This is a genomic window from Buttiauxella sp. A111, from assembly GCF_014189855.1.
In the GTDB taxonomy this organism is placed as follows: Bacteria; Pseudomonadota; Gammaproteobacteria; order Enterobacterales; family Enterobacteriaceae; genus Buttiauxella; species Buttiauxella selenatireducens.
The window spans coordinates 489915-516691 of sequence record NZ_BJFN01000002.1; the positions used below are offsets into that span (position 1 = coordinate 489915).

Annotated in this window: 27 protein-coding genes and 3 tRNA genes; 11 read left to right on the forward strand and 19 right to left on the reverse strand. The window is 49.2% G+C overall.

Annotated elements, in window-relative coordinates:
* The first annotated feature begins 28 nt into the window (after nt 1–28).
* Entirely contained in the window at nt 29–1045 is a 1017-nt protein-coding gene (gene lplA / locus BSPA111_RS08295) for a lipoate--protein ligase LplA (protein WP_183270691.1), read from the forward strand.
* Nucleotides 1046–1238: 193 nt separating this feature from the next.
* Here the strand turns inward: lplA and deoD are convergent, their stop codons facing one another.
* The 13 genes from deoD to BSPA111_RS08360 all read right to left on the reverse strand — a co-directional run bounded on the left by deoD (nt 1239) and on the right by BSPA111_RS08360 (nt 13950).
* On the reverse strand, nt 1239–1958 hold the full coding sequence (gene deoD, locus BSPA111_RS08300; RefSeq protein WP_183270692.1) for a purine-nucleoside phosphorylase: 720 nt from the start codon (nt 1956–1958) through the stop codon (nt 1239–1241).
* 194 nt (nt 1959–2152) lie between these two features.
* A complete protein-coding gene (deoB, locus tag BSPA111_RS08305; RefSeq protein WP_183270693.1) occupies nt 2153–3376 on the reverse strand; it encodes a phosphopentomutase in 1224 nt (407 codons plus the stop codon).
* A 73-nt stretch (nt 3377–3449) separates the two neighbouring features.
* On the reverse strand, nt 3450–4769 hold the full coding sequence (deoA, locus tag BSPA111_RS08310; RefSeq protein ID WP_183270694.1) for a thymidine phosphorylase: 1320 nt from the start codon (nt 4767–4769) through the stop codon (nt 3450–3452).
* A gap of 59 nt (nt 4770–4828) precedes the next feature.
* Entirely contained in the window at nt 4829–5608 is a 780-nt protein-coding gene (deoC, locus tag BSPA111_RS08315) for a deoxyribose-phosphate aldolase (protein WP_183270695.1), read from the reverse strand.
* 339 nt (nt 5609–5947) lie between these two features.
* Complete coding sequence (locus tag BSPA111_RS08320) at nt 5948–7225, reverse strand: NupC/NupG family nucleoside CNT transporter (protein WP_183270696.1); 1278 nt, start codon at nt 7223–7225, stop codon at nt 5948–5950.
* 166 nt (nt 7226–7391) lie between these two features.
* Nucleotides 7392–8171 (reverse strand): TatD family hydrolase, encoded by a 780-nt coding sequence (locus BSPA111_RS08325; RefSeq protein WP_183270697.1) that lies wholly within the window; start codon nt 8169–8171, stop codon nt 7392–7394.
* Nucleotides 8168–9241, reverse strand: a complete 1074-nt coding sequence (locus BSPA111_RS08330) for a patatin family protein (protein ID WP_183270698.1) — start codon at nt 9239–9241, stop codon at nt 8168–8170. The genes BSPA111_RS08325 and BSPA111_RS08330 overlap by 4 nt, the downstream gene beginning before the upstream one ends.
* Nucleotides 9242–9469: 228 nt before the next feature.
* On the reverse strand, nt 9470–9631 hold the full coding sequence (locus BSPA111_RS08335; protein ID WP_064513877.1) for a DUF1328 domain-containing protein: 162 nt from the start codon (nt 9629–9631) through the stop codon (nt 9470–9472).
* Between the two features lie 138 nt (nt 9632–9769).
* The gene (osmY, locus tag BSPA111_RS08340) at nt 9770–10387 is read right to left on the reverse strand and encodes a molecular chaperone OsmY (RefSeq protein WP_183270699.1); all 618 of its coding nucleotides are present in this window, start codon (nt 10385–10387) and stop codon (nt 9770–9772) included.
* 352 nt (nt 10388–10739) lie between these two features.
* Entirely contained in the window at nt 10740–12329 is a 1590-nt protein-coding gene (prfC, locus tag BSPA111_RS08345; protein ID WP_183270700.1) for a peptide chain release factor 3, read from the reverse strand.
* A 102-nt stretch (nt 12330–12431) separates the two neighbouring features.
* Entirely contained in the window at nt 12432–13106 is a 675-nt protein-coding gene (yjjG, locus tag BSPA111_RS08350; RefSeq protein ID WP_183270701.1) for a pyrimidine 5'-nucleotidase, read from the reverse strand.
* A gap of 21 nt (nt 13107–13127) precedes the next feature.
* Nucleotides 13128–13568 (reverse strand): ribosomal protein S18-alanine N-acetyltransferase, encoded by a 441-nt coding sequence (rimI, locus tag BSPA111_RS08355; RefSeq protein ID WP_183270702.1) that lies wholly within the window; start codon nt 13566–13568, stop codon nt 13128–13130.
* Complete coding sequence (locus BSPA111_RS08360; RefSeq protein ID WP_183270877.1) at nt 13537–13950, reverse strand: DNA polymerase III subunit psi; 414 nt, start codon at nt 13948–13950, stop codon at nt 13537–13539. Before BSPA111_RS08360 ends, rimI begins: the two co-directional genes overlap by 32 nt.
* 117 nt (nt 13951–14067) lie before the next feature.
* Here BSPA111_RS08360 and rsmC point away from each other — a divergent pair, with 117 nt between their 5' ends.
* From rsmC to BSPA111_RS08380, 4 genes are all read left to right on the forward strand, one after another.
* Nucleotides 14068–15099 (forward strand): 16S rRNA (guanine(1207)-N(2))-methyltransferase RsmC, encoded by a 1032-nt coding sequence (gene rsmC / locus BSPA111_RS08365; RefSeq protein WP_183270703.1) that lies wholly within the window; start codon nt 14068–14070, stop codon nt 15097–15099.
* 120 nt (nt 15100–15219) lie between these two features.
* Nucleotides 15220–15306, forward strand: a tRNA-Leu gene (locus tag BSPA111_RS08370).
* 29 nt (nt 15307–15335) lie between these two features.
* A tRNA-Leu gene (locus BSPA111_RS08375) sits at nt 15336–15422 on the forward strand.
* A gap of 48 nt (nt 15423–15470) precedes the next feature.
* A tRNA-Leu gene (locus BSPA111_RS08380) sits at nt 15471–15557 on the forward strand.
* Between the two features lie 57 nt (nt 15558–15614).
* Here BSPA111_RS08380 and BSPA111_RS08385 read toward each other — a convergent pair.
* The gene (locus tag BSPA111_RS08385) at nt 15615–15854 is read right to left on the reverse strand and encodes a DUF1435 domain-containing protein (protein ID WP_183270878.1); all 240 of its coding nucleotides are present in this window, start codon (nt 15852–15854) and stop codon (nt 15615–15617) included.
* Between the two features lie 272 nt (nt 15855–16126).
* Between BSPA111_RS08385 and BSPA111_RS08390 the strand changes: the two genes are divergently transcribed.
* Both BSPA111_RS08390 and fhuF read left to right on the forward strand, forming a co-directional pair.
* Nucleotides 16127–17191, forward strand: a complete 1065-nt coding sequence (locus BSPA111_RS08390; RefSeq protein ID WP_183270704.1) for a diguanylate cyclase — start codon at nt 16127–16129, stop codon at nt 17189–17191.
* Between the two features lie 108 nt (nt 17192–17299).
* Nucleotides 17300–18088 (forward strand): siderophore-iron reductase FhuF, encoded by a 789-nt coding sequence (fhuF, locus tag BSPA111_RS08395; protein ID WP_183270705.1) that lies wholly within the window; start codon nt 17300–17302, stop codon nt 18086–18088.
* A 45-nt stretch (nt 18089–18133) separates the two neighbouring features.
* On the opposite strand, the gene BSPA111_RS08400 is transcribed toward fhuF, so the two are convergent.
* Complete coding sequence (locus tag BSPA111_RS08400; RefSeq protein WP_183270706.1) at nt 18134–19480, reverse strand: PTS sugar transporter subunit IIC; 1347 nt, start codon at nt 19478–19480, stop codon at nt 18134–18136.
* A 438-nt stretch (nt 19481–19918) separates the two neighbouring features.
* On the opposite strand from BSPA111_RS08400, the gene BSPA111_RS08405 reads away from it, so the two are divergent.
* Nucleotides 19919–20377 (forward strand): YbaK/EbsC family protein, encoded by a 459-nt coding sequence (locus BSPA111_RS08405; RefSeq protein WP_183270707.1) that lies wholly within the window; start codon nt 19919–19921, stop codon nt 20375–20377.
* A gap of 69 nt (nt 20378–20446) precedes the next feature.
* On the opposite strand, the gene BSPA111_RS08410 is transcribed toward BSPA111_RS08405, so the two are convergent.
* The 4 genes from BSPA111_RS08410 to pobA form a co-directional block, all read right to left on the reverse strand.
* Nucleotides 20447–21133, reverse strand: a complete 687-nt coding sequence (locus BSPA111_RS08410; protein WP_183270708.1) for a LuxR C-terminal-related transcriptional regulator — start codon at nt 21131–21133, stop codon at nt 20447–20449.
* Between the two features lie 21 nt (nt 21134–21154).
* Nucleotides 21155–21805, reverse strand: a complete 651-nt coding sequence (locus BSPA111_RS08415) for a LuxR C-terminal-related transcriptional regulator (RefSeq protein ID WP_183270709.1) — start codon at nt 21803–21805, stop codon at nt 21155–21157.
* A 252-nt stretch (nt 21806–22057) separates the two neighbouring features.
* On the reverse strand, nt 22058–22945 hold the full coding sequence (locus tag BSPA111_RS08420; RefSeq protein ID WP_183270710.1) for a helix-turn-helix domain-containing protein: 888 nt from the start codon (nt 22943–22945) through the stop codon (nt 22058–22060).
* A 53-nt stretch (nt 22946–22998) separates the two neighbouring features.
* Entirely contained in the window at nt 22999–24183 is a 1185-nt protein-coding gene (gene pobA, locus BSPA111_RS08425) for a 4-hydroxybenzoate 3-monooxygenase (RefSeq protein WP_183270711.1), read from the reverse strand.
* Nucleotides 24184–24486: 303 nt separating this feature from the next.
* On the opposite strand from pobA, the gene BSPA111_RS08430 reads away from it, so the two are divergent.
* From BSPA111_RS08430 to BSPA111_RS08440, 3 genes are all read left to right on the forward strand, one after another.
* Nucleotides 24487–25263, forward strand: coding sequence for a threonine/serine exporter ThrE family protein (locus BSPA111_RS08430; RefSeq protein WP_183270712.1), 777 nt, complete (start codon nt 24487–24489; stop codon nt 25261–25263).
* Nucleotides 25254–25727 carry a threonine/serine exporter gene (locus tag BSPA111_RS08435; RefSeq protein ID WP_183270713.1) on the forward strand — a complete coding sequence of 158 codons (474 nt, stop codon included), beginning with the start codon at nt 25254–25256 and terminating at the stop codon, nt 25725–25727. The genes BSPA111_RS08430 and BSPA111_RS08435 overlap by 10 nt, the downstream gene beginning before the upstream one ends.
* Before the next feature lie 108 nt (nt 25728–25835).
* Nucleotides 25836–26477, forward strand: a complete 642-nt coding sequence (locus tag BSPA111_RS08440; protein WP_183270714.1) for a TetR family transcriptional regulator — start codon at nt 25836–25838, stop codon at nt 26475–26477.
* Nucleotides 26478–26777: the final 300 nt, after the last annotated feature.

Below are 26777 nucleotides of genomic sequence, written 5' to 3' on the forward strand. Positions count from 1 at the left end.
GGATAGGCTCTAAGAAAGGACTTCTACTATGTCGACTTTACGTCTGCTTATTTCGGACTCTTACGATCCCTGGTTCAACCTGGCTGTAGAAGAGTGCATTTTCCGCCAGATGCCCGCGACTCAACGCGTACTGTTTTTATGGCGCAATGCGGATACGGTGGTTATTGGCCGGGCGCAAAACCCGTGGAAAGAGTGTAATACCCGACGCATGGAAGAGGATAACGTGCGGCTGGCGCGACGCAGCAGCGGCGGTGGCGCGGTATTCCATGATTTGGGCAATACCTGTTTCACCTTTATGGCGGGAAAACCGGAATACGACAAAAGTGTATCGACCGAAATTGTGGTCAATGCGCTCAATCATCTCGGCATTCGCGCTACGGCTTCCGGGCGCAACGATCTGGAAGTCGCTACCGCTGAAGGGGTGCGCAAGGTCTCTGGCTCGGCCTATAAAGAAACGCTGGATCGGGGTTTCCATCATGGCACTTTGTTGCTTAACGCTGATTTAAGCCGCCTGGCAAACTACCTCAATCCAGATGAGAAAAAGCTTCAGGCCAAAGGCATAACATCGGTGCGTGGTCGAGTGGCAAACCTCAGCGATCTGCTGCCAGGCCTGACCCACGAACAAATTTGTGATGCCGTGCGCGATGCTTTCTTCGCTTATTACGGTGAGCGTGTAGAGGCAGAACACATCTCCCCTGATGCCCTGCCCGATCTCCCCGGCTTTGCTGAAACCTTTGCTCGCCAAAGCAGTTGGGAATGGAACTTCGGTCAGGCTCCGGCATTTAGTCATTTGCTTGATCAACGTTTTACCTGGGGAGGTGTTGAATTGCACTTCGACGTTGAGAAAGGGCATATCACGCGCACGCAAATATTCACAGACAGTCTGAATCCCGCCCCTCTTGAAGCGCTGGCGGTGCGTTTGCAGGGCTGCTTGTATCGCGCGGATAAGCTACAACAGGAGTGCGACGCGCTGTTGGTGGATTTCCCGGTGCAGGAAACGGAGTTGCGGGAATTGTCAGAGTGGATTGCGAAAGCAGTACGGTAATATCAGTGCGATCTGATGCCCTCACCCCTGCCCTCTCCCACTGGGAGAGGGGGAAAACTGCACCGTTTGTCCCCTTTCTCTTGAGAGAGAGGGAAAACCGCACCGTTCTGTCCCCTTTCTCTTGAGAGAGAGGGAAAACCGCACCGTTTTGTCCCCTCTCCCTTGAGGGAGAGGGTTAGGGTGAGGGGGTAAATTACTCTTTGTCGCCCAGTAACACAGATTCAAGAGCAATCTTGATCATGTCGTTAAAGGTTGTCTGGCGCTCTTCTGCAGTCGTCTGCTCGTGAGTACGAATATGGTCAGACACGGTGCAGATGGTCAGTGCTTTAGCACCAAATTCCGCTGCCACGCCGTAGATACCCGCCGCTTCCATTTCCACGCCCAGGATGCCGTACTTTTCCATCACGTCAAACATAGTCGGGTCTGGCGTATAGAACAGGTCAGCAGAGAAGATGTTACCTACGCGAGCGTCAACGCCCAGCGCTTTAGCAGCATCAACCGCGTTACGCACCATGTCGAAGTCAGCAATCGCTGCGAAGTCATGGTCTTTGAAACGCAGACGGTTCACTTTGGAATCGGTGCAAGCACCCATGCCGATAACCACGTCACGCAGTTTCACGTCGGTGCGTACCGCGCCGCAAGAACCCACACGGATGATTTTCTTCACGCCAAAATCAGTGATCAGCTCTTTGGTGTAGATGGAACAGGATGGGATACCCATACCGTGGCCCATTACAGAGATTTTACGGCCTTTGTAAGTCCCGGTGAAACCCAACATGCCACGCACGTTGTTAACTTCACGAACATCTTCGAGGAAAGTTTCTGCGATATGTTTAGCGCGCAGCGGGTCCCCTGGCATCAGTACGACGTCAGCGAAATCACCCATTTCTGCGTTAATATGTGGCGTTGCCATCTTTAATATCCTTGTTTTAAGAGGTTAACGTCTGGGCGGAATGACACGTGCCCAAATGAATAATCTATTGATACCCTAAATAATTCGAGTCGCAGGTAGGCGGCAAGAAAGTGAATCCCCAGGAGCTTACTAAAGTAAGTGACTGGGGTGAGCTTTTGCAGCCAACACCCCTGCGGCTCGAAGTATGACGGGTATCAGAGCATGTTCTTACCGTAATCCATGTCGGAAACACCAAAGTGTTTTGCAACTGTCTGGCCAATATCCGCGAAAGTTTCACGGTGGCCCAGGGAGCCGGCTTTCACTTTCGGGCCATAAACCAATACCGGAATGTGTTCGCGAGTATGGTCAGTCCCTTGCCAGGTTGGGTCACAACCGTGGTCAGCGGTGAGGATCAGAATATCGTCCTCTTTCAACAATTCCATCAGCTCAGGCAAACGGCGGTCAAACAGTTCCAGCGCTGCGGCATAACCTGCAACATCACGACGGTGGCCGTAAGAAGAGTCGAAATCAACGAAGTTGGTGAATACGATAGTGTCGTCGCCCGCTTCTTTCATTTCTGTGATGGTGGCATCGAACAACGCATCCAGACCCGTCGCTTTCACTTTTTTGGTGATACCGACTTCAGCGTAGATATCCGCAATTTTACCAACCGAAACAACATGGCCATTCTTCTCATCAACCAGTTTTTTCAACACGGTTGGTGCTGGTGGTTCAACGGCCAGATCATGACGGTTACCGGTACGCTGGAAGTTACCCGCTTTGTCGCCGATAAACGGACGAGCAATAACACGACCAATGTTGTAGCCGCCTTCGGTCAACTCTTCACGCGCGATTTCGCACAGCTCGTAGAGTTTATCCAGGCCGTAGGTTTCTTCGTGGCAAGCAATCTGGAACACGGAGTCAGCGGAGGTATAGAAAATCGGTTTCCCGGTTTTCATATGCTCTTCACCCAGTTCATCCAGAATCACAGTACCGGAAGAGTGGCAGTTACCGAGGTAGCCCGGCAGGTTTGCGCGCTCAACCAGTTTATTCAGCAGTTCTTGTGGGAAGCTGTTTTGTGTATCAGAGAAGTAACCCCAGTCGAACAGCACAGGAACACCCGCGATTTCCCAGTGCCCTGACGGGGTGTCTTTACCAGATGAAAGCTCATGCGCCCAGCCGTATGCACCGATAACGTCTGCGTTACCGTCCATACCTGCCGGAATTTTACCGGTAGAACCTTCAGCGGCTTTCACCAGCCCAAGGCGAGTCAGGTTTGGCAGATGTAATGGCCCTTTACGGCCCTTGTCTGCTTCGCCTTTTGCGCAAGCTTCTGCGATATGGCCGAAGGTATCAGAGCCTACGTCGCCAAAGCGGTCAGCATCTTCAGTTGCGCCGATACCGAAAGAATCCAGCACCATAATAAATGCACGTTTCATAATTTCTCCTGCGTATTCGGGCCTGAAACGCCCAAGGGCGTTTCAAAAAGTGATCAGATCAGTATGCCAGCATTTAGCTAATACGGCGATACACGACTGGCGTTTCGACGGGCTCTGTACCGTTAACTTTGATTGCCGCTTTTACAGCGCGAGCCGCTTCTTGCCACTGGGCTTCACTTGCTGCGTGAATAACGGCCAGCGGACGGGAAATTTCAACGCTATCGCCCAGGCGCACCATGTCAGTAAAACCGACGCTGTAGTCAAGAGAGTCGGAAGCCTGACGGCGGCCACCGCCCATCGCCACGACTGCCATCCCTAATGCACGGGTGTCCATTTCAGAGATGAAGCCGGGTTTATCAGCATAAACCGCTTTGCTCAGCACCGCGGTTGGCAGGTACTTCGCATAGTTTTCGACGAAATCTGTCGGGCCTTTTTGCGCCGCGACCATACGTCCGAATACTTCTGCCGCTTTACCGTTATCCAGTACCGCTTGCAGTTTGGCGCGCGCTTCGGCGTCATCTTTCGCCAGATTGCCGGAAAGTAACATTTCCACGCACAGCGCCATGGTGACTTCATGCAGACGAGGGTTACGGTATTCGCCGGTCAGGAACTGTACCGCTTCACGAACTTCAACCGCGTTACCTGCGCTGGATGCCAGCACCTGGTTCATGTCAGTCAGCAAGGCGGTGGTTTTCACACCCGCACCGTTCGCCACGCCAACAATGGCCTCGGCGAGTAATTCAGAAAGCTCATAAGTCGGCATAAAGGCGCCACTACCGACTTTCACGTCCATCACCAGCGCATCCAGGCCTTCCGCCAGTTTCTTCGCCAGAATAGAAGCGGTAATCAGCGGGATGGAGTCTACGGTCGCGGTAATGTCACGCGTGGCGTAGAAACGTTTATCCGCTGGTGCGAGCGAGTTTGTCTGGCCGATAATCGCCACGCCGACATTTTTGATGATGTCGCGAAAACGGTTATCGTCCGGGAAAATATCAAATCCAGGGATCGCTTCGAGTTTATCGAGCGTACCGCCAGTATGGCCTAAACCACGGCCAGAAATCATTGGCACATAACCGCCACATGCCGCCACCATTGGGCCAAGCATTAATGAGGTCACATCACCCACGCCGCCCGTTGAGTGTTTATCAACGATTGGGCCATTGAGATTGAGGCTCTTCCAGTCCAGTACGGTTCCAGAATCTCGCATCGCCATGGTCAGAGATACGCGTTCCGGCATAGTCATGTCGTGGAAGAAAATGGTCATTGCCAGCGCGGCAATCTGCCCTTCCGAGATTGTGTTATCCCGAATGCCATTGATAAAGAAACGAATTTCTTCATCACTTAGAGCATGACCATCACGTTTTTTACGAATAATTTCTTGAGCGAGAAACACGGTAACCCCCTGAGTACATCAGGTGAAATGCGGCGGGGGAACCGCCGCAAAGGAAGAGATTAATAGCTGCTGGCGCTTTTACCGTCGCCATGACCCAACGCTTTTAACAGGCTCGCAAGCAGGCTGGATGCACCAAAACGGTAGTGACGGGAATCAGCCCAGTCAGCGCCAAACAGTTCATCAGCAATAGACAGGAACAGCGCAGCATCTTCAGCAGAACGTACGCCACCCGCTGGTTTGAAACCAACAGATTTCTCAACGCCCATATCACGAATCACTTCCATCATGATGCGTGCGCTTTCAGGCGTTGCGTTTACAGGTACTTTACCGGTAGAAGTTTTGATGAAATCAGCACCCGCTTTGATAGAGATTTCAGACGCTTTACGAATAAGCGCTTCTTCTTTCAGCTCGCCAGTTTCAATGATCACTTTCAGCAAAACGTTCGCCGCAGCACACGCTTCTTTACAGGCTTTCACCAGTTCAAAACCAACCTGCTCGTTACCTGCGATCAGCGCGCGGTACGGGAATACCACGTCAACTTCGTCTGCACCGTAAGCGATAGCCGCACGGGTTTCTGCCAATGCAATTTCGATATCATCATTGCCGTGTGGGAAGTTAGTCACGGTAGCAATGCGGATATCAGGTGTGCCTTGGGCGTTCAGAGTTTTACGAGCAATAGGGATGAAACGAGGATAGATACAAATCGCCGCAGTATTACCCACCGCTGTTTTAGCTTGATGGCAAAGTGCTACCACTTTTTCATTCGTGTCATCGTCGTTCAGGGTAGTCAGGTCCATCAATTTCAGGGCACGCAGACTGCTTGCAGTTAAATCGGTCATAACACTCTCCAACAAAAGATATAGAAGTCTCTGGCTTCGAAACTCAACACGTTGGAGCGGACTTGGTTCCTTGAAGAGCAGAGGCAACACTGGTCACCATCACGTTGAGATCCGTCTCACCGCACATCACAGGTGGTAATGTTATAATTATAACATTCACCGCGTTGATAATTTTGTGTCTCGCTTCACAAAAGCCAAAGGAGAAATTACATGCTTTGTACAGTATATGTGATTTAACAACGTTAGATAGAGTAAAAATGCGATTCGGAAATAAAAAATGGCCGGCGAAAGTGCCGGCCATTGATTTCACAGGGATGTTAAAATTTTAACATCGCCTTTTTATAATGACAGGAACACCCCGGCAATAGTTGCACTCATCAGGTTAGATAACGTACCTGCTGCTACCGCCTTCAGACCCAGTTGGGCAATATCATGACGGCGGTTTGGTGCCATGCTTCCAAGGCCACCAATCAGGATAGCGATAGAAGAAAGGTTAGCAAACCCACACAGTGCGAAGGAAATAATTGCTTTGGTGTGATCTGACAGAACTTGCAGGCCCGCTGCTGCAACGGTGGCGTCGTCTTTCAGGTATTCCCCGAAGTTCAGGTAGGCCACAAATTCGTTGATGATCAGTTTCTGACCAATGAAGGAGCCCGCAATGTTAGCTTCATTCCACGGCACACCGATAACCCATGCCAGCGGTGAGAACACCCAGCCCAGAATCAGTTCCATCGAGAGTTGCGGATAGTTGAACCAGCCACCGATGCCAGAAAGCATGCCGTTAAGCAGTGCAATCAATGCCACAAATGCCAGCAACATTGCGCCAACGTTCAGGGCCAATTGCATACCAGAAGCCGCACCTGATGCCGCAGCATCCAGCACGTTCGCCGGGCGATCGGGATCGTTTTTCAGGGATTCCAATTCAGGGGCATCGTTCGGTGTTTCTGTTTCAGGCAGGATAATTTTAGCGAACAGTAAACCGCCGGGTGCTGCCATGAAGGATGCGGCAATCAGGTACTCAAGCGGCACGCCCATTTGTGCGTAACCCGCTAACACGGAGCCGGCAACAGAGGCTAAACCACCACACATGACGGCGAACAACTCTGAGCGGGTCATGGTCGCGATATAAGGACGAACAACCAGCGGAGCCTCAGTCTGGCCAACGAAGATATTTGCTGTAGCAGACAGGGATTCGGTGCGAGAGGTTTTCAGAATCTTACGCAGGCCGCCGCCAAGGATACGAATAACTAACTGCATGATGCCCAGGTAGTAAAGCACAGCAATCAGTGAGGAGAAGAAGACGATAATTGGCAGAACGCGCAGGGCGAAAACGAAGCCGCCGCCGCCAAAGACTTCGAACATTTTGTCCGAAACCAATCCACCGAACAGGAAGGAAATACCCGCATTACCGTAAGCGATAACGTTAGCAACCCCTTCAGACATGGCCAAAAGAACTTTACGACCGACTGGAACATACAGGATGAGAGCCCCGATACCGACCTGGATAAGCCAGGCACCCAGTACGGTGCGCAGATTAATCGCTTTGCGATGACTGGAAAGTAAAACCGCGATCAGCAGCAAAACGATCATGCCGATCAATCCCATGAGTAGTTGCATACAGAGTCCCTGTGTATTGTTTGAAAAATGATGACGAGCAAAAAACTTACAGCGGGCGGGATTATAGCGGTAGAGATGCCTGCACGTGCCATGGCAATCACATATTTCTACAAATTCAGGAAAGCGTTTATCTCAGATAGTGAGGCACGTCACATTCAGCTGCTAACTATTCCAAATTAAACAATTCATTGCAGTTATGAATGAAAGTGTTGGCGATAACATCCGCAGGTTCCGGGCGTAGCGAGCAAAGAGTCTGAAAAACCTCAACGATACGTTCCGGGCGATTTGCTTGCCCTTGCCAGCCATTGAGAGGCATGTCGGGGGCATCAGTTTCCAGCACCAGGGCGTCCAGCGGTAATTGCGCCATCACATCGCGCGTTTTGCTCGCTCGCGGATAGGTTATTGTTCCTCCAACGCCAATCTTGTAACCCAATGCCACAAAACGTTCAGCCTGTTGCAGGCTGCCCGAAAAACCATGCACCACGCCGGTTCGCGGTAAGTCGTAACGTTTTAAATGGGCGGCGAGTTTGTCATGCGTTCGGCGAGAATGGAGAATAACCGGCAGATCATAACGTTTAGCCAGTCTTAGCTGGGCAACCAGCATCGCTTCTTGCTTCTCAAAAAGCGGATTATCCATATAGAGATCAAGACCGATCTCGCCAATAGCCACGAGCTTTTGAGGGCGTTGTTGCAGGTGATGTTCCAGCAGCGCCAGCGACGCCTCCTGGTGTTTGTGAATCGCTATCGGATGCAAACCCAGCGCGGCGTACAGCGGCGGATAATTTTCAGCCAGCGTCAAAACCAAGCCAAAGCGGTCAGCTTCAACCGCTGGAACAATTATTTTTTCGACTCCAGACTGCGCGGCAAGCGACAGACTAATGGTTTCATTCCCGCTAAACGGCGGGAAGTCGAAGTGACAATGAGTATCATAAAAAATCGTTGTCACGCCGTACCTTCGTTATTAAAGGTGGAATCGTTCGCCTCTGGGGTTTCGATCACCGCCTGGGATAACGGCTCATGAGCAACCACTTCAGGCGCAACCACAACTGAACCTGGCACCAGAATGCGGGGAGGATGGCGTTTTATCGGCGGTTGCGTCGTCAGCAGTTTGCCCACGGTCGCGAGGAAATAGCGTCCGCATAAACGGCCTGTTTTATAGTCCGTATTCAGCGCAGGTATTCGGCTTCCTAACGCCATGCTCATCAGCGGTTTCGGTGGATAAATCTCGAAAATGCGCAGTTTGCCCGGCGGCTTTTCAATGAAATTCTGTATCTCTCGATAACTGGTTTCGTGATGATTGACCAGATTGAGCATAGGTTGCAGGCTGCTGTCACCAAGCCAGCGTTCCATACGTTTAAACCATTCAGGTGTGTAATACATTTGCGAGGGCACGGTGCGGATCACCACCAGCGTTTCAGCCCCCAGGCGCACAGCTTCTCGCACCGGAATTGCATCGCTTATTCCCCCGTCCTGGTAACCGATGCCGTCAATCTCTACTCCGCTGCGGTAAAAACCAGGGATGGCGCTTGAGGCTTTGAGGATGTTCAGCCAACTTGTGCTGTTTGGCGAAAAATATCCTGGCGTGTAATCATCGCTACGACAGGCGCACATATAAAACGCTTTGTCGGACTCAAACAATTTTTCAGCCGTCGACATTGAGAGCGGAATTTTTGACGATGTGGTTTCAACGAGCCAGTCGAGATCGATGAGATGTCCGCCGCGCACAAAGCGCAGTGGATCAAAAAATTCACGGGTAGTGGTAAAACGGGTGATCACTCTTCTGGCATAACCCGGCTGGTGACAAACGTAAGCGGAAAGGTTTTGCGCACCCGCAGAGGTGCCTAAGAAAAGGTCAAACGGATTAAAATTAGCGCGCATAAACTCGTCCAGCACACCGGCTGTAAAAATCCCACGCTGCCCGCCACCTTCACAAACAATGGCAAGTTTTCCGGGACGAAACGCTTTTAACGCAAGCGGCGCTATGTTGCCGAGCGTAACGGGTATTCGTTGCCCCACCCTGCTTTCCTTGGTTCTAAATTTTTTCTTTAGTTTAAATATGCGAGAGCCAGTCTAAATGAAAATAGACTGGCTCTCTGGTCTGTTCTCTAAAAGAGTATATACCCTAAATAATTCGAGTTGTGGGTAGGCGGCAAATGAGCTTATCCCCAGGAGCTTACTTGAGTAAGTGACTGGGGTAAGTGAGTGCAGCCAACACCCCCACAACTTGAAGTATGAAGGGTAGAGCTATGGGCGTTTACGACCCATAAACAGACTCACCAGGAACAGAATAATACCTACCACGAAGACAATTTTTGCTGCACCTGCCGCAGTACCCGCGAGAGTACCAAAACCCAGTGCTGCTGCAATCAACGCAATGACCAGAAAAATAATGCCCCAACGAAACATAAGCCTCTCCTTAACCATAGTGAACCCGAATCGCTTCTGGATGGGTGCGAAATACGCACTCATTGGCGATATTTGAGTAACGATGTTGCTGACCTACTCCACAGGCAGAGCCTGTGGAGAAAGTTTCTGTATGCTCGGTTACTTCACTTTCAGGTCGTTTTTGACGCTTTTAACGCCATCAACTGCTTTTGCGACGCTTTCAGCTCGCGCGGACTGTGCGTTAGATTCAACGGTACCCGACAGCTGGACGACACCCTCGGTGGTTTCAACTTTCACATGACGTGAAGGCACGATGTCGTCTGCTAAAAGCTTAGCTTTAATTTCGCTGGTGGTTGCGGTATCGCCTGCATAACCGCTGACGGATTTATCAGCCCCGTCACGTACATGCAGTTTGTCGCTGACGGAAGAAACCCCTTCCACGCCTTTAGCCACTTTTACGGCTTGCTCGGCCTGCGCCTGGCTTTCAACGAATCCACTTAACGTCACGATTTTTTTGTCAGTTTTCACTGAGATATCGGTACTTTTAATATCTTTGTGATCGACAAGGGCCGCTTTCACTTTTGCCGTGATAGCGCTGTCATCCATGAAATTACCGACGTCTTTTACAGAACTATCAATTTTTTCGCCTGCTGTATTGGCTGTAGATTCAGTTTTGTTCAGCATGGTGTCTTCTGCCAGCGCACTACCGCTTGCCAGCACAGAACCCAGAACAACAGCTAACAGAGTTTTAGAAATCTTAGTTGTAGTCATCGTCATCGATTAATTCCTATTGTTTTGCTCACAATTTGAGCGCAAGCCGTAACGTAACGGCTTTCCATTTAAATTAAGCGAATGCTGCCGCCTAAAAATTTTCCGTTCAGTTTTTAATAACGCCATTCGAAATCGGTGCGAACGAACTCGCCAAAAAACTTCACTTACCTGACAGATTCGTCCAACCAATTTGTCACTGGTTTGTTAAATATAGACAACAATCACAGAATTGCATGGTGAGGGTGGCGGAAAAACGGGCAATAGGGGGTGAAATACGGGAAATTAAGAACATTCCGTAAGGGATTAATAAGACGGGAAAAGTAGCAGGACGCGACGGCTGTCGCGCCCTGAGAGACGATTAGTGCTCGCGAGTTTTACGGAAGGTCACTTCCGGGTAACGATCTTGCGTCAGGTTCAGGTTGACCATGGTTGGGGCGATATAAGCGAGGTTGTCGCCGCCATCGAGAGCCAACTGCATTTCGTTTTTCCGTTTGAATTCTTCAAACTTCTTAACGTCGGTACTTTCAACCCAACGCGCCGTCGAAACGTTGACCGATTCGTAAATCGCTTCAACGTTATATTCGCTCTTCAGTCGCGCCACAACCACATCAAACTGCAGCACACCGACCGCACCTACAATCAAATCATTGTTGGCGATTGGACGGAACACCTGCACCGCGCCTTCTTCAGAAAGCTGGACCAAACCTTTGAGCAACTGCTTCTGCTTCAATGGGTCACGCAGACGAATACGACGGAACAGTTCTGGTGCGAAGTTCGGAATACCGGTGAACTTCATCATCTCGCCCTGGGTGAAGGTGTCACCAATCTGGATGGTCCCGTGGTTGTGCAAGCCGATGATGTCGCCTGGATAGGCTTCTTCAACGTGTGAACGGTCACCAGCCATAAAGGTCAGCGCATCAGAAATCACCACGTCTTTACCGGTACGAACCTGGCGCAGCTTCATGCCTTTTTCGTATTTGCCGGAAACTACACGCATAAATGCCACGCGGTCGCGGTGTTTCGGGTCCATGTTGGCCTGAATCTTAAACACAAAACCGGTGAACTTATCTTCCGCCGCTTCCACGACACGCGTATCGGTTTTACGCGGCATTGGTGCTGGTGCCCACTCAACCAGACCATCGAGCATATGGTCAACGCCGAAGTTACCCAATGCAGTACCGAAGAAGACCGGTGTCAGTTCGCCTTCCAGGAACAACTCACGATCAAACTCGTGGGAAGCACCCTGTACTAGTTCCAACTCATCACGCAATTGCGCAGCAAGATCTTCACCCACAGCCGCGTCAAGATCAGGGTTATTTAACCCTTTAACGATGCGTACTTCCTGAATGGTGTGACCTTTACCGGTCTGGTACAGATAAGTTTCGTCTTTATAAAGGTGATAAACACCTTTAAACAACTTGCCGCAGCCGATAGGCCAGGTGATAGGTGAACAAGCAATTTTCAGCTCACGTTCAACTTCATCCATCACTTCCATCGGGTCGCGAATGTCGCGGTCGAGTTTGTTCATAAAGGTGAGGATTGGCGTATCGCGCAGACGGGTAACTTCCATCAGCTTACGAGTACGATCTTCTACACCTTTCGCGGCGTCGATAACCATCAAACAGCAGTCGACAGCGGTCAGAGTACGGTAAGTATCTTCGGAGAAGTCTTCGTGCCCAGGAGTATCAAGCAGGTTTACCAGGCTGTCGCGATACGGGAATTGCATAACGGACGTAGTAATCGAGATACCACGCTGCTTTTCCATTTCCATCCAGTCAGATTTAGCATGCTGGCTGGAGCCACGGCCTTTTACCGTACCTGCGGTTTGAATCGCCTGTCCGAACAACAGCACTTTTTCAGTGATGGTCGTTTTACCGGCATCCGGGTGAGAAATGATCGCAAAAGTGCGGCGTTTCCCCACTTCTTGCAAAAAAGGAGACAAAGTCATAATGAAATCTTCTGTGGATTCCGCACAGGCGTAGCTGAGCGGCAAATGAACGTTACCTGGTGGCTATTTTACTCATCAGGTCAGGTTTAACAATCGGCGTCATCAATTACACAACAATCGCTCCAGTTCACTGAGTGAGGTCACTTCCCAGGTCGGCGTAATGCCTTCCGGCAAGTTTCTTCCGTGGGCGTTCAGCCAGCAGGTGGGAATTCCCGCGTTTATGCCGCCCAGAATATCTGATTCTGCGGTGTCACCCACCATCAAAACGCGCTCACGCGGCGGGTTGCCCATTTCCTCAAACGTAAAATCAAAGATTTTGCGATCGGGTTTTGCGACGCCAACTTGCTCTGAAATCACCAGCAGGTCGAAATAGTCACGCAGGCCGGTACGCTCAAGACGAATTTGCTGCAATGCAGTAAAGCCATTGGTAATAATACCGATTTTTACTTTATCTTTTAGGGCATTAAGCAAAGACACCGCACCCGGTAATGGCACACAAATTTCAGCCATCGCATTCAGAAATGCGGCGTTAAGATCGCCCGCAGGTACTGATAATCTTTCCGACCAACCCTGGAAGCGTTGGTGCTGTAACTGTAATGCGCTTATAACACCATTCTGGTAATCGACCCACAAAGGTTTGTTAATCGCCTGGTAATCCTGGAAATCTTCAGCGGTAAACGTCACGCTATAATCGAGAAACATCCGCTGTAAGCCGCCAAAAGCGTCAAAAGTAAATAACGTTTCGTCAGCATCAAATAAAATCCAGTCCCAGTTCATCAACACACCTTCTATAAAATTTTAAAGCGATAATGCCATGACGATAGCGTCTTCCCTGCCCTCTTTTGTGGGGTAGTAGTTGCGGCGAATGGTCGCTTCGTTAAAGCCCAGGCTCTCATAGAGTGCAATCGCCGCATGGTTCGAAGCGCGGACTTCTAGCCACAGCGTAAACACATCGCGTGCTTCCAGTTCGCTGATTAAATGCTCCAGCAACTGGCGGCCCAAACCTTGCCGTTGGTAGGCTGGGTCAACCGCGATATTAAATAACGTCGCCTCATCCAGCACGACTTGAGTAACCGCAAATGCCGCCATTTTGCCATCGACGTCGAGGCGCAAATTAAGATAGCGATCGCCCTCATTGCTGGCGAAAGTTTTTTCACTCCATGGGAAAGCATGGCTGCGAAGTTCGATGGCGTAAGCCGCCGCTAAGTCATTTGTGGTGAGGGAAGAAATCGTGTTCATATTCGCAAATTTGCTGCCACAGTGCCCTTCTTGCGGCACCATTATGATAAAGCTCGTTTAATTCGGGAGTCGCTAATTGCGCCCCTGGAATGGAGAGCGGTTCACTCACTCCTAGTCGCCAGCTATTACAGCGGATTTCACCAGGCAGCATCGCGGCGCGTTCAGGCGTTAGCTGCATGACCTGCTGTGCATCCAGATTCAGGCTGCGCAAAACATCGTTAACCAACGGATCGCTTAAATCTGGAAGGTCTTCAGCAATCATCAGCAGCTTAACGTTTTCATGCAGTGAGACGGCAATTTCGCCCTTTAATGCGGCCGGACGTCGCAGCTCCCACTGGGTAATGCCCAGCTGTTGTAACAACCAGTCGCGTCGCAAAGGTATTTGGGGCATAGCGAAACCAGGTAGAGAGTGCCAATTGGGGCGCAAATATAGCAAATTCATCGAATGTGCGCCATTAAAGCTCTATAATCCCGGTTCTGATTTCCCTGGAGTAATTTGATGACTGCGTTAACCCCGGCAAGTGAAGTGCTACTGCGCCATAGCGATGATTTTACCGAAAGCCGCGTGCTGTTTGCCGGTGACTTACAAGACGACCTGCCAGCCCGTTTCGAAACGGCTGTAAGTCGCGTCCATACCCAACAATTTCACCACTGGCAGGTATTAAGCGCTCAGATGGGCGAAGATGCACAATACGGCCTGGTGGCTGATGCCAGCACTGTTGGCGACTGCAACACGCTGATTTACTACTGGCCGAAAAACAAGCCAGAAGCTCAGTTCCAGTTGATGAATATTCTTTCGCTGATGCCAGTCGGTAGCGACATTTTTGTGGTGGGTGAAAACCGCAGTGGTGTGCGCAGCGCGGAGCAAATGCTCGCCGAATTCAGCCCGCTAAATAAAATTGATAGCGCACGTCGTTGCGGTTTCTATCATGGCCGCCTGGAAAAACAGCCACAGTTTGATGAACATTCCTGGTGGGATGAGTATCAACACGAAGGTCTGACCGTGAAAACACTGCCAGGCGTCTTTAGCCGTGACGGCCTGGATACCGGTAGTAAATTGCTGCTTTCTACGCTCACGCCGCATACCAAAGGCAAAGTGTTAGATGTCGGTTGCGGTGCTGGCGTGTTGGCGGTTTCACTGGCGAAACACTCTCCAAAAGTCCGCCTGACGTTGTGTGATGTTTCGGCACCCGCCGTCGAAGCCAGCCGTGCAACACTTGCGGCCAATGAGATTGAAGGCGACGTTATCGCCAGCAACGTCTATTCAGAAGTGAATGGTCGTTTTGACATGATTATTTCAAACCCTCCATTCCATGATGGCCTGCAAACCAGCCTTGATGCCGCTCACCAGTTGATTCGTGGTGCTGTTCGTCATCTCAATATGGGGGGTGAATTGCGTATCGTCGCGAACGCCTTCCTGGCCTATCCGGACGTGCTGGACGAAACCTTTGGCAACCACGAAGTGATTGCTCAAACTGGCCGATTCAAAGTTTATCGCTCAGTAGTTATGCGTGGCGCAAAGAAGCGCTAACACACGACTGTGCCGCTTTTTGCAGCGATTAGAAAAGCGGCACCAAATTAACTGTTGACGACGCGCAGAAAACATCTAGAATGCGCCTCCGTGGTTACAATACTTTGGTATTGTGGGTATGCGAAGGTGGCGGAATTGGTAGACGCGCTAGCTTCAGGTGTTAGTGTTCTTACGGACGTGAGGGTTCAAGTCCCTCTCTTCGCACCATTAACCACGCAAGATATCGTTCGCACTGCGCGAAGGTGGCGGAATTGGTAGACGCGCTAGCTTCAGGTGTTAGTGTTCTTACGGACGTGAGGGTTCAAGTCCCTCTCTTCGCACCAATGCGAAGGCGATATCAAAAATCTTTAAGTGCAAGCTTTAAAAACTGTGCGAAGGTGGCGGAATTGGTAGACGCGCTAGCTTCAGGTGTTAGTGTCCTTACGGACGTGAGGGTTCAAGTCCCTCTCTTCGCACCAATTTTTTAGGTACAAATTGCATCCCGGTTGTTTTCAGTTTCCCTCAGCTTTACCCCTTTATTTCATCATTCCCAGATTCATCATCACCAGCGCAAGCCCACTGGCAAACGCAACGCATGATGGCAACAACACAAAATGACGTAACCGTTTATGGTAGAGCATCGCTGTCGTCGCCAATAACCCCAGCACGATAAGCACCCGCCACTGGGTAAAAGAAAGATCCAGGTACAACAATGCGGCGACGATCCCCCCTGGTATCAGCACACCCCACGCGCTTTCTAACTGCCGTTGTAACATCATCGCCATCTCGCACATTGTAAATGATAACCAATATCATATGATATAATTTCTCGTTTGTCAGCGACAGCGTGCTCTTTGTATACATTAGAAATGTTAAGCATTCTTCATCATCGGATGACATAATTTCATTTAGGTGATAGATTGAGCGACGAAATAAAATCTCTGATTAACAACGACATAATTACTTTAAGTAATCACTTTCCCTGTCTTATTTTTATAACATTATTCAACAACATAACGTTGTGTTCGGGTCGAAAGAACTATTTGATATGACAGCAACAAATTGGCGCACATTACTCAAAGGGAAACACCAACTCTCTTTGCGTTTATTTTTATTACTGAACGCGGTTTCTGCGGGATTTAGTATTGTGGTGCCTTCTGCCAACACTCAGCATCTTACGGTGCCGATAATCATGGTGCTGGTGATAAGCCTCTCATGCCTGCTGTGGCAGTTTGTAAACAAAAAAAAGCTGATCAACATTAACGCTGTCTCGTTAATAATTGGGTTACTTTGGGCGTGGCATATCTATATAAAAGTAAGCGCTATGCCGATTAGAGATCTCAATTTTCTAATTATTGCTTTATTGGCGATATTATTTATTGGTTCAATCTCTTTTATTAATAATATACAAGCATTTATTGCTTCATGCCTGCCCGTGACAGCGATGATATTATGGCTCGATCAAGGGGATAACTGGCCACGTGTTTTGTATTCAATTGTTCTCCCAGGTATAGGCATCACCATTCAGAATATCATTCAGCAACGAAATGATAATTTTACACTTCGCTTAATGGACAAGCTGCTCGAAGAGAAAGAAACCCTTAACGATTTGAGTATGTTAGATCCTCTTACCGGTCTGTATAACCGCCGTGGGTTTCAAAACCGTCTTGAAACAGTGCTGGCACTTGGAAGTGGCACACATTTCGTATTATTGCTCGATATCGATCACTTTAAAGCTTACAACGACAATTATGGCCATAGCATGGGCGATCAGGCTTTGACGCATGTTTCCGCAGCCATTCGCGATGCCGTACGCTCGCGTGATATTGTCACCCGCTACGGTGGTGAAGAATTTATGGTATTGCTGACCGATGTGGATACTGAGCAGGCTTTGCAAACCGCCGAACGGATCCGCCAGCGGGTTTATGATTTAAAGATCCCACATTTGTTTAATGAAGATGTTGCCACTCACGTAACGATAAGTATCGGCCTTGCAGTGCTTGAGCAGCAGAACATTGAAGAAGCGTTACGTCAGGCTGATAGTGCTCTTTATCGGGCAAAGCGTCAGGGCCGTAATAGCATTTTTGTCAGCGAGTCGCTGCTCCCCTCCTGAGTCAAAAACGCGCTCCAGTAACACGCGCACAAAATAGCCTTGCTAATGGCTACACCTATAGATAGGATTGGCAATCATTATCATTTGTATTAGTGGTCTTGTTTGTCGATGTCTTTACAGTCTTCACTGTTTTTGAATGAATTTGCATGGCAGTCACCATTTACCAGCTCGCAGCCGACGCTGGCAGAAGAGTTGCGCGCGCATTTCATCACTCATCGACCTTACTTTAACGACTTCATCAAACTCGATGAACCCGCTCCAGCAGCAAGCCAGACGCTGTTTCAATGGGCGCAGCCCGCTGCCTTAACCTCGCTTCTCGCCTGTTACAGTGACCATATTTATCGCAACCAGCCGCAACTTGCCCGCGAGGGAAAACCGCTGAAGTCACTGTGGGCGCAATGGTATCTTGGTCTGTTGGTTCCTCCGCTGGTCATGGCGCTGATAACTCAACCCAGAGCGCTGGATATCGACCCACAACATATTCATGTCGAGTTTCACGAAACAGGTAGAGCCGCCACATTCTGGATAGACGTTCATGAAGATAGAGTGGCAACGACCCTGCCGTTACAACAACGCCTTGATAAACTACTGGTAGAAGGGCTCATGCCTGTCGTTGAGGCGTTGGAAAGCACCGGCGAGATCAATGGCAAGCTCATCTGGAGCAATACGGGATATTTGTTAAATTGGTTTTTTGGCGAGCTTAGAGAATTGCTTGATGAAGCGACAATCGCGCAGTTACGCCACGCCTGCTTCTTTGAAAAACAACTGCAAGATGGGCAGGATAATCCTCTTTACCGCACGGTGATCCCAAACGAAGGTTTATTGGTTCGCCGTACCTGCTGCCAGCGCTATAAGTTGCCAGATGTACAACGTTGCGGAGACTGTACCTGTAAGTAAAACGGCGGGTTTCCCCACCGTTTCATCTCACTCTTTCATCCATTCTCAGGCAGGCTGTTGGCTCTCTTCGCCAGAGGCTTTCTGAGCTTCTTCAGCTTCCTGCTCCAGCAACTGCTTCTCGTACACTTTGAAGAACGGGAAGTAGATAATGGCGGAAACCACTGCCAGCAGAATAACCAGAATTGCCGCACGGAAATCCCAGCCCAGTGCCCATGCCGCACCGATAGGCGCTGGCGCAGTCCACGGTACCACTGAAATCACACGACCAATCAAGTCCATCTTCATCGCGCCCCATGCCAGCACGGCGTTAACCATTGGTGCCAACAAGAAAGGAATGAAGAACACTGGGTTCATAACGATTGGTGTACCGAAAATGACCGGCTCGTTTATGTTAAAACAAGTTGGAACGATACTTAGACGACCAATAGAACGCAGGTGGGCCGATTTACTACGCAGATAGCAAATCACCAGGCCCATGGTTGCCCCCGAACCACCGACAACGATGAAGAAGGTCCAGAACGCTTCCATAAAGATGTGTGGCAGGGGCGCACCTTGTGCCAATGCGCTCTGGTTCATCCCCAGATTGGTCAGCCAGAACATTTGCAGCATACCGGAAACGATCGCCGCCCCGTGGATCCCTGCAAACCACAGCAAGTGGCCAATCAGCACTGCCAGCAGAATGGCAGGCAATGAGTCAGCAGCTGATACCAGAGGTTTAAACACCGACATAATCGCTTGCGGGATCAGCATGTCAAACTGCGACTGAATCAGCAGACTGAGTGGGTAAAGTGTCAGTACCACAACCAGCACCGGAATCAGAAGATCAAAGGAGTTTTTGATCATCGGTGGAACCTGGTCTGGCAGTTTGATCCCGATATTGTGCGCTTTCAGGAACCGCATCATTTCGACGCAGTAAACCGCCACCAGGATCGCAGTAAAGATCCCCGTACCGCCAAGGCTATCAACCGGCAAAGTCCCTTTCGTTTTAGGTGCAGCTACCAGCAAGAAAGCCATCAGCGAAAGCATCGCACACATGAACGGATCAAGACCATGTGACTTCACATAATGTTTGCCGAGGTTATAGGCAATAGCCGCACAAATGTAGATAGACATAATGCCCATCGTCATATCAAACGGCGTCAGAATTTGCCCTTCAAACTGTTTTGCCATATCCAGCCACGCACGAGCAAAACCCCAGGTGGTGGTTGGCGAGAAAGGCGGGTAAGCGAAGACCAGCAGGAACGAGCCGACAATCATGAATGGCATCGCAGAAATAAATCCATCACGAATCGCCATGACGTGGCGTTGTGAAGAAATCCTCCCAGCGACGGGACTCACGTAGTTTTCTACAAAGCGGAAAATCAAATTAAAGGCTGCATGATTCGATGACATAGCGGTGCTCCTGTCAGGCTTTCAATGCGAATGTTGCGGCGGGGAGTTTATTGCCGCGCAACAGTCCGTAATGCATAGAATTGAACCCCGTAGCCGGGACCTTATTAGATATAGCTTTAATGTCTAAAACACTGGCAGGGGCATCAGTGGCACAGCATAAAAAAATATGTTTCATAGGCTGCTCTTATTATTGGGTACAGGTGTGTGACCGTTTCAGTATTCATCGCCTTTTCTTACTCTGCAACCGGTTACTGAAACCGGTTGCAGTGATTGTGAAGAAGATCCAGAAATCACTGAAACTTTGAGTTGTTTAGGTAATTCACATCACAGCATTGTTATTGGCTTAACGTCATCAAGGCACATATAAATCAATGTTCTCTGGTTTACATATAGCACAGCCTTATGCCAAATTATTGCGGCCAAGAATGGGAGAAAAGCATGAGCCTGCAGTCAGTCCGGCAATTCTTTGCCGAAAACGCCCCGGATATCGACATCATCGAATTAAATCAAAGCACAGCAACCGTTGCTCTGGCAGCCGTAGCCCATAATGTTGAACCGGGTCAAATTGCTAAAACATTGTCGTTAAAAGTTAAAGATCAAGTCGTGCTGGTTGTCGCGAAAGGCGATGCTCGTCTGGATAATAAAAAACTCAAAGCCGCTTTGGGGGCAAAAGCCCGCATGCTAAGCAGCGATGAAGTGGTTATCTGGACGGGTCATCCGGTCGGTGGTGTTTGTCCGTTTGGCCTGGAAAATCCGTTAACGGTTTATTGTGATATTTCGCTTAAACAGTACGAAGAAGTGTTGCCCGCTGCGGGAGCCATTCATAGTGCAGTGCGTATTTCCCCTGATCGTCTGGCTGAACTGACCGCCGCACAGTGGGTTGATGTTTGCCAATAATCAGATGACTGAGGGCGAATGCATGGTCCTCAGTCATACCTTATTTTTTCTTCGTTTCCCCTGGTGTTTCTACGGTAAATTCAGCTCCTGCATTCCATGTTCATTGAGCATCCACGCATACATTTCGGCATCCGTTTTCAGCTCCAGTCGATGCAGAGCACTGCTTTTTTGCGCACTGATTGTTTTGTAACTTTTCTCGAGCAGCGTCGCAATTTGGGCCAGTTGCCACCCTTTGCTGAGGAGCCGTAAAACACGGCGTTCTGAAAAAGTTAAGCGTGTATTGGCCACCCTGGTACTGGACGCGTTAACCGCTTTTTCCTGCAAAAGATGCCTGCTGATTCTTTCGATTTGACCACCGCAGTTAAAGACATGCTCGATAATACTGTTCATGGGTTCATGTAAAGAGAGCAATGCGGTGTTAGATGTCAGCAATCGTTCAATGGCAATATTTACCAAATTCGCAGGGAGGGTGAAAACCCACTCCACTTGCCGATACTGATTTTGCAATTGATTGAAAAAATCGCAGGCCCCGAAGATTTCCTGCAAAGTGCTATCCAGCTCAATGACCGCCACGTCGACATGCAGCAAAATTTCTGGCCTGAGATCTAAATAGTTATCCAAAAGAATGAGTGACGATTTCTCGGCACGCTCCTTCATCAGAAACTGAAGGCCTTCTCTCATCAGTGGCCGTTTACTAATGACTAACGCACGGCAAAATGGGTTGCGCAAAAAAATCTTGGCTTTGCTTTCCTGCATATACCTATCCCTTTAAAACGATTACTTACCTAGCAACGTACAACCCAGTACGTGGAGATCTTTTTCGCACTGAAGTCCGAGCTTTTCCATCGCATGTCTTTTATGCGCACTCACGGTTCTGATATTGCGCCCTAATTTCTGCGCCACCTGGCTGACGTTGTAGCCCTGAAATAATTCCCCAATGACCTGAGCTTCACATACTGTCAGTTCGCATGAGATTCTCGCATCCAGAATGTTCTTGATCATCGGGCTGGAAAGCATCGACTTAGTGGAGAATGACTTTATTATTAAGTCAGAGAATGTTGCAGCTGGCTCATATTGAGAAATAATCGCCCGCACCCCCAAAGCAGAAATATAATTCAGTACGCTCAGTTTGTGGTTGCGCGTGTAAGCGACAATTGTCGTACCCGGTTTTACCATCAGGCACCAGTTGATAAATTTTACCTCTTCGGCGAGTAGATTTGAGGATTCGCTGATATTCAATATGACAAACGAGCCTGGCACCTTTAATACATCACCATAGGCCTCATCAATCTTTTTGATATTATTGACTAATTTGTTAATTTTAGGCATGGATTTTAATCGATGGACTATCCCTGCCGCCGTTAACACGCAGGGTACAACGACCATTATCTTGCCGGGTAAATTACTGGCAGTGATTATATTTTCCATATCATCCCTTTGATTAAAATATACCTATTATTGAAAATATGACTGCGCATTCATTCATTAATTAATTATATGAATGTTGCAATACTAAAATAATAGTTAAGTCAGATGAAAACTTAAATTACAAGGAGGGGTTAGTGATGCGCGAGTATTTCAAATAATGATGGTTATTACAAGACACCCACAAGTCAGGAAATAATAATTAGCATTGATAAATAATATTTTAAATATAATTAAACAATTACTCGCCTTCGATTAAGGCACTTTCAATTCACGCATCGGATGAAGACGAAAATCCTTCGGCGTCGTCCCCGTATAACGGCGGAAAAAGCGTGAAAAATAGGTTGCGTCACTAAAGCCAAGAAAATCCGAGATCTGGCTAATTGTCATGCTGGTATACAGCAAACTTCTTTTAGCTTCGAGCAACACGCGTTGATGCAGCACATTCAGGGCGCTACAGCCATAGAACTCATGGCATAGAGAGTTCAGATACACCGTTGACAAGCCCACTTCGCTGGCATAATACGTGACAAGGAGTTGTTGACGATAATGGCTTTCAACCAATTGATTGAATTGATGAATTACCGCACGTTTACGTTCAACACGTGAACTGCCGCCTGGAGTGGGAGTACTCTGACGATTAAGCCAGACTAACAATGCGCTAATCAAAGAATGCAGCATCATATCACGCGCCTCTCCTGCCCCCTCGTACTCACTCTGCAAGGTACTGAACAATGTATTGATTTGCCTGTTCGAGCCTTTTACCGGTACGCATGCCGCTTGTGTGAGCACCTGCAATGGGCGGCCAAACTGTTGTTCAAACTGGGCGATAAGCGGCGCAGAAAACGACAGAGAATACCCCTGAGCTCCCGGGGAGAATTTAAAGCCGTGCACGCACAATGCAGGCACCACCTGAATACAGGCATGTCCCACATGGTGCTTTACGCCTTCAATATCGATCTCCACCTGGCCTTTATGCAAATAGAGTAATTGCACCAAATCCGCATGCTGATGAACTCGAATATGCCATTCATAAAGGCTGCTGCGGCTGTGAATCGATTCACAATGCAGCAAATCTGCCGCAGGCCAATTCCGGTTTTCACCATATAGCTTAAATACCGGAATACTGGGGTTCAGATTCATCACATCCTCTTTCAGAGTACGAAATCCACAGGCTATTGCCAAATAAGTGTAGTTTATTCAACGGACTCGAACGGCAAGCCGACATAGTTTTCAGCAATAGTCGTTAATCCTGCGCGCGAAGTCAGATAGTACTCACGATCCGCTTGCTGCATTTTGCGGTCAAATGCATTCATACCTGCAAAATCATGCAGAAGATTGGTCATAAACCAGCTAAAACGCTCGCCTTTCCACACCCGACGCAATGCCATTGGCGAATAGGTTTCCAGCAAATCGGTTCGCCCTTCCTGGTACACCTTACATAAAATCCGATACAGATAATTCACATCAGAGGCGGCCAGATTTAGCCCCTTTGCACCCGTCGGTGGCACGATGTGCGCAGCATCGCCTACCAGGAAAAGGTTGCCGTACTGCATCGGTTCAACCACAAAACTGCGTAACGGTGCGATACTTTTCTCAAGTGAGTGACCAGTCACTAACTTATCGGCTAACTCTTTTGGTAGCCGCTGTTTAAGCTCGTCCCAGAATCGTTCATCCGACCAGGCTTCAACGCTGTCGCTCAGTGGAACCTGCAAATAGTAGCGGCTTCTGGTTAGTGAGCGCTGACTACACAAAACGAATCCGCGTGAGTGATGGGCATAGATCAATTCATGATTTACCGGTGGTGTGTCGGATAACAAGCCCAGCCAGCCGAACGGATAAACCCGTTCATACTCGCGTGTAATTTCCGACGGAATCGCCTTGCGAGAAACCCCATGGAAACCATCACATCCCGCAATATAGTCACAATCGATGCGGTAAGTTTCGCCCTGTTTTTCAAAGGTGACATACGGTGAATCACTCTTCACATCAAACAATTGCACATTGCTGACCCCGTACATCGTCTGCGCAGAGCTTTTACAGCGCGCGTCCATCAAATCACGCGTCACTTCAGTCTGGCCGTACACCATCACCGTTTTGCCCCCCGTTAACTCTTTGAGCGGAACGGGAATACGGATTCCGTCGACCAAAAACTCGACGCCTTCATGGACTAGCCCTTCGGCATCCATCCTTTCACTTACCTCTGCTTCGCGCAGTAAATCTACCGTACCATTTTCCAGGATCCCCGCACGAATCCGCCCCTGTACGTGCTCAGGCGTTTGTCTTTCTAGCACCACATTGCTAATACCCGCATTGTGCAGTAATTGCCCCAGCAACAAACCCGATGGGCCGGCCCCAATTATCACGACTTGAGTTTTCATAAGGTACGCTCTCTGATAAGACGTTATATAAATGTTATTTTTATGTTTATTAAATGCTCGACAATGCATTTTTATCGTCTGCACAGAGGAAAAGAAGGCCAATATCCGTCTAAAACGTGCACTTTTCGAAAGTCTCACCCAAAGTGTGGACGAGCTCATAATTCCCTGAAAAAGTGTGCGAAATGAGTTATTACGCTAAATGTTGATCTGGCGCGCCTGAGTACAGGGGGCGGCATATGTTAAAAATGGAGGATGTTAAAATTTGAGCGACAGACGTCGCTTTTCATCTTTCATAGGCCAGGCATGTCGACAGAGGTAAACCCGCAACGCGAAGTCACCCGCCTTTGCATTCAGTGTGGGCTTTTTTTGCTACAGCACGGTGCAGAAAGCGCCCTGGTAGAAGAGCTTTCCAGCCGTTTGGGAGTGGCATTGGGGATGGATAGCGTTGAAAGTTCAATTTCAGCGAATGCTATCGTACTGAGCACCATTAAAGATAATCAGTGCCTCACCACAACTCGCAAGAACATCGATCGGGGCATCAATATGCACGTCGTGACGGAGGTGCAACATATCGTGATCCTGGCAGAGCATAAGCTACTGGATCATAAGGGCGTTTTGAAACGCTTTGCGCACATAACTCCCCTGCGCTATCCACGTTGGTTAGTGGTGCTGATGGTGGGTCTTTCCTGCGGCTGTTTCTGTAAGCTCAACCATGGCGGCTGGGATGGCGCAATCGTCGCATTCCTTGCCAGTTCCGTTGCAATGTATGTGCGGCTGCTGCTCACGTCACGCCATTTACATCCACAAATTAACTTCTGCATTGCGGCATTTGTCGCGACCACGATTTCGGGACTGCTCATTGCCAAAGGCCCGTTCGCTTCGACTTCCAATATTGCAATGGCGGCAAGCGTTCTGCTGCTGGTCCCTGGTTTTCCGCTGATAAACGCCGTCGCCGATATGTTTAAAGGACACGTCAACACGGGCCTTGCCAGATGGGCAATGGCGAGTCTGCTGACGCTTGCCACCTGCATTGGCGTAGTGATGGCGATGTCATTGTGGGGATTAACAGGATGGGAATAATCAACTTTTTACTGGCGCTGCTACAAGATATGGCGCTTGCCGCTATTCCCGCCGCAGGTTTTGCCATGGTGTTTAATGTCCCGCAGCGTGCTTTGCCGTATTGTGCGCTGCTGGGTGCGATTGGCCATGGTTCCAGAATGGCGATGATGACTGCGGGTTTAAACATTGAATGGAGCACGTTTATCGCTTCACTCCTGGTGGGCAGCATCGGTATCCAGTGGTCGCGCTGGTATCTTGCGCATCCGAAAGTCTTTACCGTGGCCGCCGTGATTCCGATGTTCCCAGGGATATCTGCCTACACCGCAATGATTTCAGCCGTGAAACTGAGCCACTTCGGTTACACCGAAGATCTTATGATTCAGCTCCTCACCAATTTCCTGAAAGCGTCGTTTATCGTTGGGGCGCTGTCGATTGGCTTATCCATCCCCGGCCTGTGGCTGTACCGTAAACGCCCACGAGTGTGATGTGTTTCAGGGCTTCTGTAACTCGGCAGTGCTTTGCCTGCGCAAACTTGTTTTAATGTCATCAGGCCTGGGCGGTACCAGCGGCCTGATGACTTTAAGGAGCCTTGCGTGGAAACCCACGAAATTTATCTTCCTGAGCGTTTTGATGACGCCAGTTTGAAAGAAAAGATTTTCTTCAGTGCCATTAGTTTGTTCGCTGAATTTGGCCTTAATGGCGCACGCATGGAGCAAATTGCAGAGAAAGCCAACACCACCAAACGCATGGTGGTTTATCACTTTAAAAGCAAAGAGCTGCTTTACGTTCAGGTGCTGGAATATGTCTACACCCAGATTCGCAGCTGTGAGCGCCAACTTAATCTCTCTGATCAGCCGCCAGTCGAAGCGATGGTGGAATTGGTAGAATGGACATTTGATTTCCACGCCACGCATCCAGATTTCATTCGTATTATCTGCATGGAAAACATGCAGCGCGGGCGTTTTGTCAAAGAGTCCACTTACCTGCGCGAGATAAACCGCAGCGCGCTAGAATTACTGGAAGATGTGCTGACCCGCGGGCAGGAAAAACAGCTGTTCAACAAACTCGTCACGGCCAAAGATGTACACCGCCTGATCAGTAGCTTCAGCTTCTACCATGTGGCGAACAGCTACACCTTCTCAAACCTCTTTGAAGAGGGAACAGAGCCGGTTGATAGCACCTCCCATTACCGTGAAATGGCAGTAAAAGTGGTGCTGCGCTACATCGGCCCCTGATAAATCCTCTTTTCGGGAGGTTTTAAGAACTCTCCAGGCTCCGAAGAACCCAGATAAGGCGGTATACTCGACGAAATTCTCCTGCGATGCAGGTTATGTTTACCCAAAATAATTCGAGTTGCTTAAAGGCGGCAAAGCCGTAAATCCCCAGGAGCTTACTTGAGTAAATGACTGGGGTGACAAATCTGTTGGGAACAGATTTGAACGCTGTTTACAGCGGCCCCGGAGGGGTGAGGCCCACGATGGGCCGAATAACGGTGCAGCCAACGCATAAGCAGCTTGAAGTATGACGGGTATAAA

Excerpts from the sequence above, each read along its gene's own strand:
- lplA (WP_183270691.1), top strand. The coding sequence starts at position 29 with ATGTCGACTTTACGTCTGCTTATTTCGGACTCTTACGATCCCTGGTTC.
- deoD (WP_183270692.1), bottom strand. The coding sequence starts at position 1,958 with ATGGCAACGCCACATATTAACGCAGAAATGGGTGATTTCGCTGACGTC.
- deoB (WP_183270693.1), bottom strand. The coding sequence starts at position 3,376 with ATGAAACGTGCATTTATTATGGTGCTGGATTCTTTCGGTATCGGCGCA.
- deoC (WP_183270695.1), bottom strand. The coding sequence starts at position 5,608 with ATGACCGATTTAACTGCAAGCAGTCTGCGTGCCCTGAAATTGATGGAC.
- BSPA111_RS08320 (WP_183270696.1), bottom strand. The coding sequence starts at position 7,225 with ATGCAACTACTCATGGGATTGATCGGCATGATCGTTTTGCTGCTGATC.
- BSPA111_RS08335 (WP_064513877.1), bottom strand. The coding sequence starts at position 9,631 with ATGTTTCGTTGGGGCATTATTTTTCTGGTCATTGCGTTGATTGCAGCA.
- osmY (WP_183270699.1), bottom strand. The coding sequence starts at position 10,387 with ATGACGATGACTACAACTAAGATTTCTAAAACTCTGTTAGCTGTTGTT.
- prfC (WP_183270700.1), bottom strand. The coding sequence starts at position 12,329 with ATGACTTTGTCTCCTTTTTTGCAAGAAGTGGGGAAACGCCGCACTTTT.
- yjjG (WP_183270701.1), bottom strand. The coding sequence starts at position 13,106 with ATGAACTGGGACTGGATTTTATTTGATGCTGACGAAACGTTATTTACT.
- rimI (WP_183270702.1), bottom strand. The coding sequence starts at position 13,568 with ATGAACACGATTTCTTCCCTCACCACAAATGACTTAGCGGCGGCTTAC.
- rsmC (WP_183270703.1), top strand. The coding sequence starts at position 14,068 with ATGACTGCGTTAACCCCGGCAAGTGAAGTGCTACTGCGCCATAGCGAT.
- BSPA111_RS08385 (WP_183270878.1), bottom strand. The coding sequence starts at position 15,854 with ATGTTACAACGGCAGTTAGAAAGCGCGTGGGGTGTGCTGATACCAGGG.
- BSPA111_RS08390 (WP_183270704.1), top strand. The coding sequence starts at position 16,127 with ATGACAGCAACAAATTGGCGCACATTACTCAAAGGGAAACACCAACTC.
- fhuF (WP_183270705.1), top strand. The coding sequence starts at position 17,300 with ATGTCTTTACAGTCTTCACTGTTTTTGAATGAATTTGCATGGCAGTCA.
- BSPA111_RS08400 (WP_183270706.1), bottom strand. The coding sequence starts at position 19,480 with ATGTCATCGAATCATGCAGCCTTTAATTTGATTTTCCGCTTTGTAGAA.
- BSPA111_RS08405 (WP_183270707.1), top strand. The coding sequence starts at position 19,919 with ATGAGCCTGCAGTCAGTCCGGCAATTCTTTGCCGAAAACGCCCCGGAT.
- BSPA111_RS08410 (WP_183270708.1), bottom strand. The coding sequence starts at position 21,133 with ATGCAGGAAAGCAAAGCCAAGATTTTTTTGCGCAACCCATTTTGCCGT.
- BSPA111_RS08415 (WP_183270709.1), bottom strand. The coding sequence starts at position 21,805 with ATGGAAAATATAATCACTGCCAGTAATTTACCCGGCAAGATAATGGTC.
- BSPA111_RS08420 (WP_183270710.1), bottom strand. The coding sequence starts at position 22,945 with ATGAATCTGAACCCCAGTATTCCGGTATTTAAGCTATATGGTGAAAAC.
- pobA (WP_183270711.1), bottom strand. The coding sequence starts at position 24,183 with ATGAAAACTCAAGTCGTGATAATTGGGGCCGGCCCATCGGGTTTGTTG.
- BSPA111_RS08430 (WP_183270712.1), top strand. The coding sequence starts at position 24,487 with ATGTCGACAGAGGTAAACCCGCAACGCGAAGTCACCCGCCTTTGCATT.
- BSPA111_RS08435 (WP_183270713.1), top strand. The coding sequence starts at position 25,254 with ATGGGAATAATCAACTTTTTACTGGCGCTGCTACAAGATATGGCGCTT.